The 15,145-nt window shown below is 67.1% G+C and carries 14 protein-coding genes; 4 read left to right on the top strand and 10 right to left on the bottom strand.

Features of this window, described 5'->3' with window-relative positions:
• The 5 genes from VEG08_12760 to VEG08_12740 all read right to left on the bottom strand — a co-directional run bounded on the left by VEG08_12760 (window position 1) and on the right by VEG08_12740 (window position 8,141).
• Window positions 1-906 (bottom strand): phosphoribosylaminoimidazolesuccinocarboxamide synthase, encoded by a 906-nt coding sequence (locus VEG08_12760; protein ID HXZ28856.1) that lies wholly within the window; start codon window positions 904-906, stop codon window positions 1-3.
• A gap of 190 nt (window positions 907-1,096) precedes the next feature.
• Complete coding sequence (gene smc, locus VEG08_12755) at window positions 1,097-4,924, bottom strand: chromosome segregation protein SMC (GenBank protein ID HXZ28855.1); 3,828 nt, start codon at window positions 4,922-4,924, stop codon at window positions 1,097-1,099.
• Window positions 4,925-5,232: 308 nt separating this feature from the next.
• A complete protein-coding gene (locus VEG08_12750; protein ID HXZ28854.1) occupies window positions 5,233-6,624 on the bottom strand; it encodes a dipeptidase in 1,392 nt (463 codons plus the stop codon).
• Between the two features lie 96 nt (window positions 6,625-6,720).
• Window positions 6,721-7,089, bottom strand: a complete 369-nt coding sequence (locus VEG08_12745; protein HXZ28853.1) for a hypothetical protein — start codon at window positions 7,087-7,089, stop codon at window positions 6,721-6,723.
• Window positions 7,086-8,141: an FAD-dependent oxidoreductase gene (locus VEG08_12740; GenBank protein ID HXZ28852.1), complete on the bottom strand. Its 1,056-nt coding sequence runs from the start codon at window positions 8,139-8,141 to the stop codon at window positions 7,086-7,088. Before VEG08_12740 ends, VEG08_12745 begins: the two co-directional genes overlap by 4 nt.
• 241 nt (window positions 8,142-8,382) lie before the next feature.
• On the opposite strand from VEG08_12740, the gene VEG08_12735 reads away from it, so the two are divergent.
• The 3 genes from VEG08_12735 (at window position 8,383) to VEG08_12725 (ending at window position 10,263) form a co-directional block, all read left to right on the top strand.
• A complete protein-coding gene (locus tag VEG08_12735) occupies window positions 8,383-8,709 on the top strand; it encodes a hypothetical protein (protein HXZ28851.1) in 327 nt (108 codons plus the stop codon).
• A 121-nt stretch (window positions 8,710-8,830) separates the two neighbouring features.
• A complete protein-coding gene (locus VEG08_12730; protein HXZ28850.1) occupies window positions 8,831-9,649 on the top strand; it encodes a hypothetical protein in 819 nt (272 codons plus the stop codon).
• A 92-nt stretch (window positions 9,650-9,741) separates the two neighbouring features.
• Window positions 9,742-10,263, top strand: coding sequence for a YetF domain-containing protein (locus VEG08_12725; GenBank protein ID HXZ28849.1), 522 nt, complete (start codon window positions 9,742-9,744; stop codon window positions 10,261-10,263).
• A 3-nt stretch (window positions 10,264-10,266) separates the two neighbouring features.
• Here VEG08_12725 and VEG08_12720 read toward each other — a convergent pair whose 3' ends face one another.
• The 4 genes from VEG08_12720 to VEG08_12705 form a co-directional block, all read right to left on the bottom strand.
• Window positions 10,267-10,875, bottom strand: a complete 609-nt coding sequence (locus VEG08_12720) for a hypothetical protein (protein ID HXZ28848.1) — start codon at window positions 10,873-10,875, stop codon at window positions 10,267-10,269.
• A 46-nt stretch (window positions 10,876-10,921) separates the two neighbouring features.
• The gene (gene polX / locus VEG08_12715) at window positions 10,922-12,682 is read right to left on the bottom strand and encodes a DNA polymerase/3'-5' exonuclease PolX (protein ID HXZ28847.1); all 1,761 of its coding nucleotides are present in this window, start codon (window positions 12,680-12,682) and stop codon (window positions 10,922-10,924) included.
• Window positions 12,683-12,779: 97 nt separating this feature from the next.
• Window positions 12,780-12,995 carry a cold shock domain-containing protein gene (locus tag VEG08_12710; protein ID HXZ28846.1) on the bottom strand — a complete coding sequence of 72 codons (216 nt, stop codon included), beginning with the start codon at window positions 12,993-12,995 and terminating at the stop codon, window positions 12,780-12,782.
• A 215-nt stretch (window positions 12,996-13,210) separates the two neighbouring features.
• Window positions 13,211-13,765, bottom strand: a complete 555-nt coding sequence (locus VEG08_12705; GenBank protein ID HXZ28845.1) for an NUDIX hydrolase — start codon at window positions 13,763-13,765, stop codon at window positions 13,211-13,213.
• Window positions 13,766-13,824: 59 nt separating this feature from the next.
• Between VEG08_12705 and VEG08_12700 the strand changes: the two genes are divergently transcribed.
• The gene (locus tag VEG08_12700) at window positions 13,825-14,667 is read left to right on the top strand and encodes a DUF2520 domain-containing protein (protein HXZ28844.1); all 843 of its coding nucleotides are present in this window, start codon (window positions 13,825-13,827) and stop codon (window positions 14,665-14,667) included.
• 9 nt (window positions 14,668-14,676) lie between these two features.
• On the opposite strand, the gene ribA is transcribed toward VEG08_12700, so the two are convergent.
• On the bottom strand, window positions 14,677-15,145 hold a 469-nt coding region (ribA, locus tag VEG08_12695; GenBank protein HXZ28843.1), incomplete at its 5' end, for a GTP cyclohydrolase II.

The following is a 15,145-nucleotide window of genomic DNA, read 5'->3' as shown; positions in this document are numbered from 1 at the left end:
CTAGGTCTCCAGTTCGCGGCCGGTGAGGCGGCGGTAGGCCTCCAGGTACTTTTCGCTGGTGCGGGCCGCCACCTCGGGAGGAAGCCCCGGGGCGGGCGGCTGCTTGTTCCAGCGGATCGATTCCAGGTAGTCGCGAACGTACTGCTTATCGTAGGAATCCTGCGCCCGGCCCGGGTGGTAGCGGTCGGCCGGCCAGAAGCGCGAAGAGTCCGGGGTGAGCACCTCGTCGGCGAGCAGCAGCCCCGCCGGCCCCTGCCCGAACTCGAACTTGGTGTCGGCGATGATGATGCCTTTGGTCAGGGCATAGTCCGCCGCCTTCCGGTAGACGCGCAAGGTGAGGTCGCGCAGAGTCTCGGCCAGCTGGGGGCCGGTGCGCTTGACCATCTCTTCGAAGCTGATGTTCTCGTCGTGGCCGCTGGTGGCCTTGATGGCGGGGGTGAAGATGGGCTCCGGCAGCTGGTCGGACTCGCGCAGCCCCGCCGGCAGCTTGATCCCGCACACCTCGCCGCTCTGCTTGTACTCCTTCCAGCCGGAACCGGAGAGATAGCCGCGGGCCACGCACTCGATGGGAACCATGTCGGCGCGCACCACCATCATGGAGCGGCCGCGCAACTGCTCCACGTAGGGGCGCAGCAGCGCCGGATAGCCATCCACGTCGGCCGTGATCAGGTGGCTGGGCACCAGGTCTTTCAGAAAATCGAACCAGAACAGGGAGAGCTGGGTGAGCACCCGGCCCTTGTGGGGGATGCCGCTGGCCAGGACGAAATCGAAGGCGGAGATGCGGTCGGTGGCCACGAAGAGCAATTGCCCGTCCAGGCGGTACACGTCCCGGACCTTGCCGCTGGCGTGCAGTGGTAACTCCGGAAAATCGGTGCGCAGCAGGACGGAATCGAGGGTTGAAGGCATCTGCGGGAGTTTCTCTTCGTTTCCGAGGAACGTGGCGTATTCTAGCCGCCCGCCCGGTTTTGTCAACGGTGCAGAAAAAAGCTCGGAACCGCCGCGCATCGATTTTCCATGAAAAGGTGTTGACAGAAACGCTCTTCGCGCGCAAGCCGCGCCCAGAGCGGGATTCGCGGCACGGGCCGCTTGTGGAAAATCAGGCCCGCGCCTCTTCTCCGAAGCGCACCGACACCAGCTTGGAGACGCCGGGCTCCTGCATGGTCACGCCGTACATGACCGGCGCCACGCTCATGGTCTTCTTGCTGTGGGTGATGAGCACGAACTGGGTCTGCGCGCTCATCTCGCGCACCAATTCGGTGAAGCGCCCGATGTTGGTCTCGTCCAGGGGCGCGTCCACCTCGTCCAGGATGCAGAAGGGGCTGGGCTGGTACTGGAAGATGCCCACCAGCAGGGAGAGCGCGGTCAGCGCCTTCTCCCCGCCCGAGAGCAGCAGCACGTTCTGCAGCTTCTTGCCGGGAGGCGAGGCCACTACGTCGATGCCGCTCTCGGCGCTGTTCTCCTCGTCGGTGAGCCGCATGAAGGCGTGGCCGCCGCCGAAGAGCTTGCGGAACGTGGCCTGGAAGTTCTCGTTAATCTTCTCGAAGGCCTCCTGGAACTTCTGCCGCGAGACCTGGTCGATCTCGCGGATGGCGTTCTGGGTGTTGGTGATGGACTCCATCAGGTCGTTGCGCTGGGTCTCCAGGAAGCCGTGGCGCTGCGCGGTCTCGTTGTATTCCTCGAGGGCCATCATGTTGACCGGGCCCATGGCCTCCAGCTTGGCGCGCATCTCGCGATAGATAGCGTCCTCTTGGGCGAGCTGCTCGCCGGCTACCCGGGGCACGGCAGGATCCGCCAGCAACTGCTCGGAGGTCACGCCCAGCTCGTTGAGGCAGGTCTCGGCCATGTGCTCGGAATCAGAACGGAGTTTGGCGGCCTGAGCGGAGACTTCGCCGCGACGGTCGCGAGCGGCGTCCAGAGCCTGGCGCTCGGCCTTCAGCTCCAGCTCGATCTGGACCAGGCGCTGCCGCAGGGCCTCCGATTCCGCCTGCAGCTCGGCGACGCGCGCCTGCATGCTCTGCTGCTCGGCGGCCAGTGCGACCAGTTGCTCGGCGATGTGGGCATTCTCCTGCTGGCGCTGGAGCTGCTCGGCGGCGGCAGACTCCATCTGCGCGCGCAGAGAGGCCACCCGCCCCGAGACTTCCGCGACCAGGGTTTCGATGCGCCCCAGCGCCCCGGCGGCGGCGGCGCGGCGCTCTTCCAGGGCAGCCAGGCGCGCCAGGCTTTCGGAGGCGCGCTGCGCGGCGGTGTCCCGGGCGCTGCGCAAGGAGCCCAGGCTCTCCTGCACGGTGGCGATGGCTTGTTCCAACTCCCGGCGCTGCTTCTCGGCCAGCTCCAGTTCCCGGCGCAAGGCGGCGAGCGCGACCTCCTGCTGCACGCGCTCTTCCTCGATTCGCTTCAGATCGCACCCCGCGGTCTCACGGCGCTGCCCCACGCGCGCCAGCTCGGAGTCCAGCTGCTCCAGGCCGGTGCCCGAGGTCAGAGCCAGCTTCTCGCCTTCGCGCTTCTCCTCCTCCAGCTTGTCGAGCAGGGAAGTGAGGGCGGCGATCTCGCGGCCCAGGGTGGCGACGCGGGTCTCCTCGAGACGGAGCGCGTTCTCCATCTCCTGGATCTGCCGGCCCAGGTCGCGCAATTCCCGTTTGAGGGAGAGCGGGCCCTCGGAGCGCTGCTTGCCGCCGGTGACGGTCACGTTGTGGAAGCACTCGCCCGAGCGCGAGAGGAAAAAGGCGTCGGGATTCTCCAGGGCCAGCTCGCGGCCCACCTTGGGGTCGGGCACGATGTAGCCGTTGCGCAGCTTGGGCAGGATCACCTCCAGCGACTTGCCGAAGCCGTTGAGCACGCGGATGCAGTCCTTGAGCGAGACGATGCTCTGGCTGGGGGGCGCGGCCTGGCGGCTTTCGTCCACCACGAAGGAGAACTTGGCCTGCGAATCCTCGGGATGGACCAGGAAGGTGGCGCGGCCGTCCACGTCGCTGCGCAGCAGTTGCAGGCCTTGGTCGGCGGCGTCCCAGGACTTGACGACCACGTAGTTGAGCTCGTCGCGCAGGAAGTCTTCCACCACCGGCTCGTACTGGTCCTCGACCTCGAGGAAGTCGGCGAGCACGCCAGCGGGCGCGAAATCGCGGCCCACCGCTCCCGACTGGAAGAGCCGCTTGACCGACTCGGTGGAGTAGCCGTGCTCGGTCACCAGGGCCTCGAGCGAGGACCTGCGGCCCAGGGCGGAGGCGAACTCGGCGCGCAGGCCGTCGAGGCGCACCTTGGACTCTTGCTCGGCGGCGCGCTTCCGCTCCAGTTCGCGGCGCGCTTCCGCGATCTGCCGGGCCAGGCCCGCCACCCGCTGCGACGCGGACTCGAACTCCAGGGCCAGCTGCCCACGGCGCCCGCCGCAGGCTTCGATCTCGGCCTGCGACCGGGTGATCTCGTCACGCTGCCGCTGGGCCTCGCGCCCCAGGGCGGCCAGGTGCTCCTCCGCCTGCGCCATCTGGTTGCGCACACTGGAGGCGGCATTCACCGCCTCCAGCACGCTGACCCGCAATTGCTCCTGCCGCGACTCCAGCTCGCTCAGCGTGGCGGCAGCCGCGAGGGCCGCCTGCTGCGCGGCCTGCGACTCCCGCTGGGCCGCGGCCACGTCGGCGGCCGCCGATTCCAGCACCGCGCGGTTCTGGTCGCGCTCCCGCTCGAGCCCGCCCAGTTGCTCCAAGACCTGCAGTGATTCCGCCTGGGCGGTGGCGGAGCGTGCGGCCAGATCCGCGCAGCGCTCCTGGTTGTGACGCTGCTGGGCGGCGCCGCGGTCGAGTTCCCGGGTGATGGCGCTGAGACGGTCGCGCCCCTGCGTGGTTTCGCCCTCGATGGCATAACCGCGCTGGGTGACGGCGCCGTGTTCCGCCTCCAGGCGGGTCACGCTGTCGTTCCGCGCCTGCACCTCCTGGGCGATGCGCTCCAGCTCCGCCTCCAGGGAGTGCGCGTCCTGCTCCAACTGCGAGAACTTGCTGGCCAGCACTAGGCGAAACTTGGCGCGCATCTCCTCGCGCAGGCGCGCGTAGCGCTCCGCCTTGGAAGCCTGGCGCTTGAGCGAGTTCATCTGGCGGGTGACTTCCTCGAAGATGTCGTTGATGCGGGCCAGGTTCTGCTGTGCCTGCTCCAGGCGCAGCTCCGCCAGGCGCTTGCGCGTCTTGAACTTGGTGATGCCGGCGGCCTCCTCCAGGATGGCGCGGCGGTCGGTGGGGCGGCTGGAGAGGATCTGACCGATGCGCCCCTGCTCGATGATGGCGTAGGATTCCGGCCCCAGCCCCGTGCCCATGAACAGGTCCTGGATGTCGCGCAGGCGGCAGAGCTTGCCGTTGAGCAGATACTCGCTCTCGCCGGTGCGGAACAGGCGGCGGGTCACCACGATCACGCCCGATTTCAGCTCCGGGGCCTTGAGCTTGCGGCGGCGCACCTTGAGCACGACCGCAGGCGGGTTGGGGTCCAGGTCGGCGCCGGCTTCGTCCTCGGCTTCGGGCTCAAGCTGGCCGGGCTGCACCTCTTGGATGGCGGCTTCCGTTTCGCGGGCGGCGCGGGAGCGCAGCCCGGCCTCGTCCCAATCATCCTCGGGCATCTGGTCGCGGATCTCGATCTCGGGGCCGGCCTCCAGCTCGGCAGGATTGCCCTCGTACTGCTCGGGATCGACCAGGGTGAGCGACACCTCGGCCATGCCGGTGGCGGTACGCTCGCGAGTACCGGCGAAGATGACGTCCTCCATGCGCGAGCCGCGCAGGGTCTTGGCGCTCTGCTCGCCCAGCACCCAGGAGATGGCGTCAGCGATGTTCGACTTGCCGCAGCCGTTGGGGCCCACGATGCAGGCGATGCCGTCGCCGGGGAACTTGACCTCGGTGCGGTCGCAGAAGGACTTGAAGCCCAGGATTTGCAGCTTTTTCAGTTTGAGCACCGCTCACTCCTTACCCGCGCGTGCGTGGACCCCGCCCCGGGAAGTCCCGGGATTTCAGCCAACTGTACCCGCATCGTTAACAGCGGTCAAGCACTAATACCCCAATATCTTGGGGTGACCTGACCCGGTGCCGGCTATGTGGCACACGAATTGCAACAAACGCGCACTTGGGTTCGGTCGGCGGGGTAAAGGAGGTAGGGAGAACCGCTAAGAGCTTCCGTCAATCTAGCGCGATTCGGGGTCTGAATCAACTGCGAAAAGCGCGGGACCTGGGTCATGCCCCAGGCCCCGTCCAGCCTCCGCTGGTTCTACTGATGCTGACCGACCAGCTCGAAGAAGCGGATGATGGACTCGATCCCGCGATGGAAGTTGGGGATGTGGAACTTCTCGTTGGGAGCGTGCAGGTTGTCGTCGGGCAGCCCGAAGCCCATCATCACCGAGGGGATCTTCAGCGACTTCTCGAAGTCGGCCACGATGGGGATGGAGCCGCCGGAGCGGATGAACACCGTGTCCTTGTGGAAGATCTCCTTCATGGCCGCCGAGGCCGCCCGAATGTACTTGTTGTCGGTCTGCACCACGATGGGATCGGCGATGCTCCACTGCTTGAACTTCACCTCGATGCCCTTGGGCACCAGCTTCTTGACGAAGTTGGTGTACAGCTTCCAGACCTCCTGCGGGCGCTGGTCGGGGACCAGGCGCATGGAGACCTTGGCCGCCGCCTTCGCCGGGATCACCGTCTTAGCGCCGGCGCCTACGAAGCCCCCGGGCATGCCGTGGACCTCCAGCGTGGGCCGCGACCAGGTCTTCTCGAAGACGTTGAAGCCGGGCTCGCCGGTCAGCACCTTGGAGCCTACCTCGGTCTTGCGGTAATGCTCCACGTTGAAGGGCAGGCGCTTCCAGGCCTTCATCTCATCTTTGCTGGGCTTTTTGACGCGCTTGTAGAAGCCGGGGATGAGCACGTGTCCCTTGTCATCCTTCAGCTTGGAGATGATGCGGGTCAGCGCCTCCATAGGGTTGGGCGCGACGCCGCCGTAGATGCCGCTGTGCAGGTCGGTCATGGGGCCGACCGCTTCCAGTTCGGTGTACACCATGCCGCGCAGGCCGACGCACAGGGTGGGCAGATCGGGAGCGAAGAGTTCGGTATCGGAGATGAGCGCGAAGTCGGCCTTCAGCCGCTCGGGATGCTCGCGCACGAACTTGGCGATGGCTTCGCCGCCCACCTCTTCCTCGCCTTCGATAAGCAGGCGCACGTTCAGCGGCAGCTTGCTGTTGCCCGTCTTCATCAGGGCCTCGAGCGCCTTCAGGTGCATGTACATCTGCCCCTTGTCGTCGACGGCGCCGCGGGCGTAGATGTTCTGGTTGCGTTCGGTGGGCTCGAAGGGCGGGGAGATCCACTGCTCCACCGGGTCGGGCGGCTGGACGTCGTAGTGGCCGTAACAGAGCACCGTGGGCTCGCCGGCGGCGTGCAGCCAGTCGGCATACACCAGCGGGTGCCCCTCGGTCGGGATGATCTCCACGTGCTCCAGACCGATGCGTTGCATCTCCTTGGCCACGAACTCGGCGGCCTTCTGGATGTCGCTCTTGTGCTCGGGAAGAGTGCTGATGCTGGGAATGCGCAGCAGGTCCTTGAGTTCGCTCAGGAAGCGCTGCTGGTTCTGACGGGCGAAGCTGACTGCGGGGGAAGCTGCGGCGGTCGCCATAAGGAAGTCCTCCAGGAATGAAGAAGGCAGGGGCCGAACAGAGCAGTATACACGCGCCCCCGGGGAGGATGCAGCGGCACGGGGACGGACCGCAGCTCAGGATCCGCCCGAGAAGGAGCCATGGCGGCGCATCTGCTCGCGCAGGCGATCGTTGCCCAGTCGCGCGGCGAATTCAGCATGCCGGCGAGCGCGCTCCAAGTCGCCCTCCGCGACGTAGATCTCGCCCAGCGCGACGTGGGCATCGGCGAGCGCCGGCTTCTTCTCCAGCGCGACCAGCAGCAGGCGCTTGGCCTCGTCCTGGCGGAAGTGGTGCACGCGGTAGAGCTGGGCCAGGTGATAGTAGCCTTCGGCCCACTCGGGATCCTTCTCCAGCGCCGCCTGCTGCTCGGCGATGTGGCGCTCGGTCTCGGCGTCGAGCATCTGCCCGGCGACCTGGCGGAAGAAGGGCTCGCGCTCCCTGGTCATAGAGAAAACCTCGCGAACGAGAAGGGTCCCAAGTCTACCTCGGGCGAGGCACCGCTGAGGAGCTGGGCCATGACGCGTGCCGTCGCCGGCGCCAGCAGGATGCCGTTCATGAAGTGGCCGGTGGCGAAGAAGTAGCCGGGGACGGGCGAGGCGCCGAGCACGGGAAGATCGTCGGGCGTGCCGGGGCGCAACCCGGCCCAGGCATCGAGGATGCGCGCACCGCCCAGCGCGGGCAGAAGACTGGTCGCGGCATGCTGCAGGCGGTGCAGGGTGTCGGCGTCGGTGCGCTTGTCGAAGCCGGCGTCTTCCAGGGTCGAGCCCAGCAGGATGCGCCCATCGCTGCGCGGTACGAGGTACACCACTCCTTCCTGGCGGACGACATGCCGCAGGACGCCGTGCGGCGCAGCCATCTCCAGGATCTGTCCCTTGACGGGACGGGTCGGCAGGCCCAGAGGCAGCACCTGGCCGGCCCAGGCGCCGGCGCAGTTGATCACCAGCGACGCCGCGAAGTGAGTGCGCGCGGTCTTGACTCTTGCCGTGCGGCCGCCCTCCACGACGACCTCAGTCACCGCAGCGCCCGAGGCGATCTCCACGCCGCGGTGCCGCGCCGCCTTGAGCGAAGCTCCTATCAGCGCCTTGGGATCAACGCTGTCTTCCTGGAGGAAGCAAGCGCGGGCCTCCGGCGGCAACGCCAAGCCCGGCTCGAGCTTCCGCCATCGCTCTTCACCGAGCGGCGCTCCTGGCGGCGCGATGTCCGCAGAAGAAAGCAGGATCGTTCCATCCCGGCGGAAGTCCACGCGCTGGCCCGACTCGTCCTCGACCTCGCGCACGAACTCGGGATAGAGTCGCGCGCTGTGCTCCGCCAGCGTCCGCAGCGCGGCAGGGGTGTGCGGATCGGCGGCCGCCAGCATGCCGGCGGCGGCGCGTGAGGCTTCGTGCCCGGGCTCGCCGCGCTCCACCACCAGCACGCGCATCTCGCGCTTGCGCAGCTCGCGCGCCAGCGAGATGCCGATCAGCCCGCCGCCGACGACGATCGCGTCCCAGTTCTTCACGCGCTCCATTCTAGAAGAAGGGCCACGCGGCGGCGCGCGCTCAAGCTCGCGCCGAGTTCGGGGATGAAGGTCATAAAGCTCTGTCCTGCTGTTGGCGGGCGGGATTCACACTGCATTTACATCTTGCGAGCGCGTCCAGAGAATGCTTAAATTCAAGACAACAGGGGAGAAACGTATGGCGCAATGTCCGCGTTGTGCGTTGTCGGTTCCGGCCTTCACACGGTGCGACCGTTGCGGGCTCATGCTGGGGTACGACGGCCTGACCGTGCTGATCGATTTCGACCACTCGCCCGCCTTTGCGCGGGTACGCCATCTGGCGCGCCGCCAAGCCTCCTACTCGGAGTGGGAGGAGGAGAATGGCCATCGCTTCCTGCGCGTCACCTACGATACCTCGGAGGCGGAGGAGTTCGGCAAGCTGGTGGAACTGGCCGCTTCGCTGCCCGGCAAGCGCGCCTTCTTCAACGGGCTGCAGATCCCGTGGCCCAGCACGCCGCGCAAGGCGCACGTTCCCTGGATGGCGCTGGCAACCCCCAACGGCTCCCGCGCTTCTCACTACGCAGGGAAGTGAGCGCCGCGCGGATTTGACAGCCCGCGCGTTCTGCTCAACAATGAGCTATCCCTACAATTTCCAGCCCTGACGCCATGGCGCGGAAGCCGGCGCTTGGTCGCGGGCGTATGAGGCGAGGATCATGTCCGACGAAGTGCAGAACCAAGGCGGCGGCCGCTCTATGAGCGGCGGCCTGAAGACGGCCCTGCTGGTGCTGGCCGGCGTCTACATCGTGGTCTCCTCTTACTTCCTCTTCGACAGCCACAGCCGCATCGGCAAGCTGGAGGAGCAGCAGAAAGCGCAGGCGCAGGAGACCCAGAAGAAGCTGGCGGGATTGAGGAGCGAGATGCAGGCCTCCACCAGCGCCCTGGCCGACAAAGTGGGCATGACCCAGAAGGACCTGGCCACGCGCTCGGCGCAGTTGCAGGCGCAGCAGAAAGCGGCCGAGTCCCGTCTGGCCGAGCAGCAGAAGCAGCAGATCGGCGCAGTGTCGACCGACGTGGCTGCCGTCAAGACCGACGTGGGCGGGGTCAAGACCGACGTGGCCTCCACCAAGCAGCAACTGGCCGAGACCCAGGCCAAGCTGCAGAGCGTGATCGGCGACCTGAACGTGCAGAGCGGGCTGATCGCCAAGACCCGCAGCGACCTGGACGAACTCAAGCGCCGCGGCGACCGCAACTATTTCGAGTTCACGCTGCTCAAGGGCCAGAAACCCACCCCCATCTCCACCGTCGCCCTGCGGCTGAAGAAGGTGGACGTCAAGAAGGGCAAGTTCACGCTGGAAGTGCAGGCCGACGACCGCACCTTCGAGAAGAAGGACCGGCTGATGTACGAGCCCATGCAGTTCTATTCCGGCAAGGACCGGCAACTCTACGAACTGGTGGTGTTCGAGGTGGACAAGAACAAGGTCGGGGGTTACCTGAGCACGCCCAAGGCGGCGCCGGCGACGGCCACGCAGTAACCGAGAGTCCGCGCTTCTTTCCGGGGAGGGCCGCCGGCTCTCCCCTTGTCTTTTTCCCAGGTCTTCCGCACAATCCCCCGCCGAGGAGACCTATGACCGCCAATCCACACGTGTTGCTCGAGATCCTTGTGCGCACCAGCGCCATCTACCTGCTGATCCTGATCGGGGTGCGGCTCAGCGGCAAGCGCGAGGTGGGCCAGATGACACCCTTCGACCTCACTCTGCTGCTGCTGCTGAGCAACTCGGTGCAGAACGCCATGACCGGTCCCGACACCTCGCTGACCGGCGGTGCGGTCGCAGCCATCACCTTGCTGGTGCTGAACTTCCTGGTGGCCGACCTCGCCGGCCTCAACCGCCGCTTCCGCAAGTTCGTGCAGGGCGAGCCCTCGCTGCTCATCCACAACGGCCGGCTGATTCCGGCGCACCTGGCGCGCGAGCACATCACCGTGGACGAGGTCATGCGCGCCCTGCGCGAGCACGGCATCTCCCGCCTCGAGGACGTCTCGCTGGCCGTGCTCGAGGTGGATGGCTCGGTCAGTTGCCTGAAGTATGACGACGTGGCGCCGCAGCACACCCCGCACCCGCGGCTGCGCTTCCTGCAGAAGCACCAGTAGGGATCACTGGGGCGGCGGCGGGATCACCAGCGACGGCCGGTCTTGCAGCCCCAGCGTGAGGCGCAACTGCTGGCGCTGGTCGAAGGCCTCCTTGGTGACGGGGAAGCCGAAGATCGCGGTGCCCTGCTGCTGCGCCCCGGGCGCAATGTCGGTCTCCACCGGGACGGGCGCCAGCGCGTGCTGCTTCAGTTCCGGGAAAGCCTGGAAGTAGCGATCGAAGTCCACCGCCGAGGCGGCCTCGTCCTTCAGCGGCTCCGACTGGCCGGGCACCGTCAGCTCCGCCTGGATGGTGCGGATGCGCATGGGCTTCTCCCCCAGGTTGCGCAGGTTGAGCTGCACCGCCACCAGGACACTTTTCTGATCGGGCTGCTGGATGGCGAAGACGGAGACGATCTCGCCGGCGTCCTGGGGCTTGGGCCGGCCGACCCAGGCCACGATCGCCACGATGATCGCCAGCACCGCCAGCACGATCAGCACGGGCGCCGCCGGCGGCAGCGTCCACTTGGCGCGGTCGAACTCCTCGCTCATGGGCACGTGCCCGGGGCGGGGCGGAGGCTGGGGCGCAGGCGGCGTGGGCGCGGGAGGAGTCGGAGCGGCGGGCTGATCAGGCATGGTGGACCTCGTAACGCAGCCCCCATGGTACACGCTGGGGCAGCGCTCAGGCGCGCTTCAGGGCCTGCAAGAACTTCTCCGCCGGCAGGGTGTTGAGGATGTCGCCCTTGGTCAGCCAGGCCCGCCGCGCCTGCAGGATGCCGTAGCGGATCTTGTCCAGGTGGGTGGTGTGGTGGGAGTCGGTGTTGATCACGATCTTCACCCCGTGTTGCTTGGCCAGGCGCAGGTGGGTGTCGTTCAGGTCGAGCCGGTCGGGGAAGGCATTCAGCTCCATGGCGACCCGGTTCCTGGCAGCCGCCTGGAAAACCGCTTCCAGGTCGAACTTGTAGGCGTCGCGGCGCAGCAGCAGCCGCCCGGTGGGATGCCCGAGGATGGCGGTGTTGGGATTGGCGACGGCGCGCAGCAACCGCTCCGTCATCTGCGCCGGCTCCTGGTTGAAGTGGGAGTGTACGCTGGCGACCACCACGTCCATCTCTTCCAGCACGGAGTCGGAGAGATCGAGGCTGCCGTCGGCCAGGATGTCCACCTCGATGCCGGCGAAGAGGCTCAGGCCGTCGCTCTTCTTGGCGGCGGCCCGGATCTTGCGGATGTGCTCGCGGGCGCGCTTGTCGTCCAGGCCGTTGGCCATGGCCAGGTTCTTGGAGTGGTCGGTGATGGCGATGTACTGGTAGCCGCGGGCGCGCCCTGCTTCCGCCATCTCCTCGATGGTGTTCTTGCCGTCGGTAGCGACGGTGTGCATGTGCACGTCGCCCTGGATGTCCTTCAACTCGACCAGGCGCGGCAGCTTGTGCTCCTCCGCCGCTTCGATCTCCCCCTGCGCCTCGCGCAGCTCGGGCGGGATGTAGTCCAGGCCCAGCTTGGCGTAGATCTCCTCCTCCGTCTTGCCCACCACCCGCTTCTCGTCCTTCAGGCGCGCCAGAGCGTACTCGTTCAGGGTGTAGCCCATCTTGAGGGCGCGCTGCCGCAGCAGGATGTTGTGGGACTTGGAGCCGGTAAAGTAGAGCATGGCGGCGCCGAAGGAGTCGGGCGGCAGCAGGCGCACGTCCACCTGCATGCCGTTGCGCAGGCGGAAGCTCACCTTGTTCTCGCCGCGCGCGATCACGTCCTGCAGATGCGGGTAGGCCACGATCTTTCCGATGATGGCTTCGCGCGGCTTGGCGCTGGCGCAGGCTTTGCCCGTGACCAGCATGTCGAGGTCGCCGACCGTCTCGCGCCCGCGCCGCAGCGAGCCCGCCGGCGTCACCTTCTCCACCCCCGGGATCTCGCGCAGGTAAGCGGCCAGCTTCTGCCCTGCGTCTTCGGCCACGTCGATGAGGAAGCGCCCGGAGATGCGCCGGTAGTCCTCGATGGCCTTCAGGATCTTCTGCTCCTGCTTCTCGCCCATGCGCGGCAGCTCGCGCAGCTTGCCCGCGCGCGCCAGCTTCTCCACTCCTTCCACGTCGTTGACCTGGTGGGCGCTCCACAGCAGCGCGATGGTCTTGGGCCCCAGGCCCTGGATCTTGAGCAATTCCAGGATGGAAGGGCCGTATTTCTTGAGCAGGTCGCTGTGCAGCTCGAGCTTGCCGGTGCGGTAGATCTCCTGCAGATGGGAAGCCATGCTCTTGCCGATGCCGGGGATCTCCAGCAGCTTCTTGCCGTCCTCCACCATCTCGGCGAGCGGCTGGGGTAGGGAATCGATGGCCTCGGCGGCGCGGCGGTAGGAGCGCACCCGGAACGAGTCCTGGTTGTCGATCTCCATCAGGTCCGCGGTCTCGGTCAGAAAGCGGGCCGCCGCTTTGTTGTCCAGGTGGGTCTGCGCGCCGGCCATGGCAGGATTGTATCGCGGGGGCCGCCCGCAGGGAGGGGATGCAACAAGGCATACCTCCGCCTCTCCTGCCGCTTGCCACGTTCTTTGGAGGGATGCTTCAGGCGGCGGTCAGCTTGACCACGTTTTCCGCCTGCGGGCCCTTTTCGCCTTGCACGATCTCGAACTCGACCTCGTCGCCTTCCTGGAGGCTCTTATACCCCTCCGTCTTGATGGCGCTGTAGTGGACGAAGACATCGGGGCCATCGTCCCGCCCGAGGAATCCGTATCCTTTGGCGTTGTTGAACCACTTCACCTTTCCCTTGATACGTTCCACGTTCGCTCTCCGTGCATGAAGACCGTGCGCGCATGCTGAGGGTGCGCTCGGCCCTCGTCGTTGGCCACAAGCAGTTCGGAGACGCCCGGCATGGGCGCGGACGGACAGGCAGGACGCCACGCGGGCGCGCAGAACCTTGTTGGGCTTCTGAAGACATTCTCCGCCTTTTGGCAACCGCTTTCAATTAGGAAGTCAACCGGCCAGCGCCGCCGGAGTCAGGTGCGCACCTTCGCCTGCAGCCAGAGCAGGCCGGCGATGGTCTTGCCGTCCTGGACCCGGCCCTGCATCACCATGCGTACCGCCGCCGGGACCGGGAAGAAGCGCACCGTGATGACTTCGTCTTCCTCGGGCTGGGCGTGCCCCGGGCGCAGGCCGCGCGCCAGGTACACGCTCATGGTCTCGTCCAGGAAGCCCGGGCTGGAGAAGAACTTGAGGGCGCGCTGCCAGCGGCGGGCGCGATAACCGGTCTCTTCCAGCAGTTCCCGCTTAGCCGCGGCCAGTTCGCTTTCGCCGGGGTCGATGCTGCCTGCCGGCAGTTCCCAGGTGTAGCCGCCGGTGGCGTGGCGATACTGCCGCTCCAGCAGCACGCGGGGCGAGCGCCGGCTGTCGTCCACCGCCAGGATCACGATGGAACCGGGATGGCGCACTACGTCCCGCCGGGCGCGGATCCCGCCGGGCTCCAGCACCCGCTCGCTGGTCACATAGAAGACCGGCCCGCGGAACACCGCCCGGGAGGAGAGCACCCGCGCCTTACGGCTCTTCTTCGGCATGTCGCCAATATAAGCTGACCACTGGCCACTGACCACTGGCCACTGTTATTCTCCCGCCGATGCCCCGCAAACCCACCATCGCGCTGGTCGGCGCCGGCAGAGTGGCGCAGGCGCTGGCTCCGGCGCTGCGCCGCGCCGGCTACCGCATAGCCGCCGTCGTTTCTCGTGACCGCCCCGCCTCGCTCCGTCGTGCCCGTGCACTCGCGCGGCGCGTAGGAAGCCGGGCCGTGGCCGGCGATGCTCCTATCCCGGGCGACATCCTCTGGTTGTGCGTGAGTGATGACGCCATCGCCTCCACCTCGCAGAGGTTGGCCTCGCGCTGGGAAGGGAAGTGGGCCCTGCACTCCAGTGGTGCGCTGACGAGCGACGCGTTGGCTCCTCTGCGAGAGCGCGGCGCGGCCTTGGCCTCCGTTCATCCCATGATGACGTTTGTCGCCGATGCTATCCCTGATTTGAGTGGGATCGTGTTTGCCGTCGAAGGCGATCCATCCGCTGTGCGCGAGGCCCGCCGGATCGTCGGTGAGATCGACGGCAGAGTATTCACCCTGCAGAAACGAAAGAAGGTCCTCTATCACATCATGGGCACGTTCTCGTCGCCCATGGTTGTCGCAACCGTGGTACTGGCGGAGCGAATGGCGAGAGCGGCGGGCATCCCGCGCAAGACGGTCGCCCATGCTCTTTGGCCAATTCTCCGCCAGACATGGGCTAACTGGGTGCTGCGAGGAGCTCGCGGCGCCTTCAGCGGCCCGCTGGCTCGTGGGGATGTGGACACGGTCCGAAAACACCTACGCACGCTCAAGGCATTTCCGGACGCCCGAGCCGCCTACCTCGCTTTGGCGCGCGCGGCCTTGCGCCATCTGCCGGCCAGAAATCGCAGGGAGCTGGCAAAGCTGTTGCGGTAGGGAAAGGGCTCAGCGCGAGCCGAACAGGTGGCCCAGCTTTTCTTTCTTGGTCTTGAGGTACTTCCTGGCGCGGGCGTGGGGCTCGACCTCGCAGGGCACCCGCTCCACCACCTTCACTCCGGCGCGCTCCAGCGCCGCCACCTTGTCGGGATTATTGGAGAGCAGGCGCACGCGCCGAACGCCCAGCGCCTTCAGGATCTCGGCGGGCAGCACGTACTCGCGCTGGTCGGCCTTGAAGCCCAGCTTCTCGTTGGCCTCGACCGTATCCATGCCGCGGTCCTGCAATTCGTAGGCCTGCAGCTTGGCCATCAGGCCGATGCCGCGGCCCTCCTGCTGCTCGTAGACGAGGACGCCGGCGCCGGCGGCGGCGATCATGGAGAGGGAGAGCTCGAGCTGCTGGCGGCAGTCGCAGCGCAGCGAGCCGAAGACATCGCCGGTCAGGCACTGCGAGTGGATGCGGACGAGCGCGGATTCGCCC

The organism is Terriglobales bacterium (assembly GCA_035624475.1).
Lineage (GTDB): Bacteria > Acidobacteriota > Terriglobia > Terriglobales > Acidobacteriaceae > DASPRL01.
Note: the sequence above shows the minus strand (reverse complement) of the source record. Positions and strands in the feature narration are given on the sequence as shown.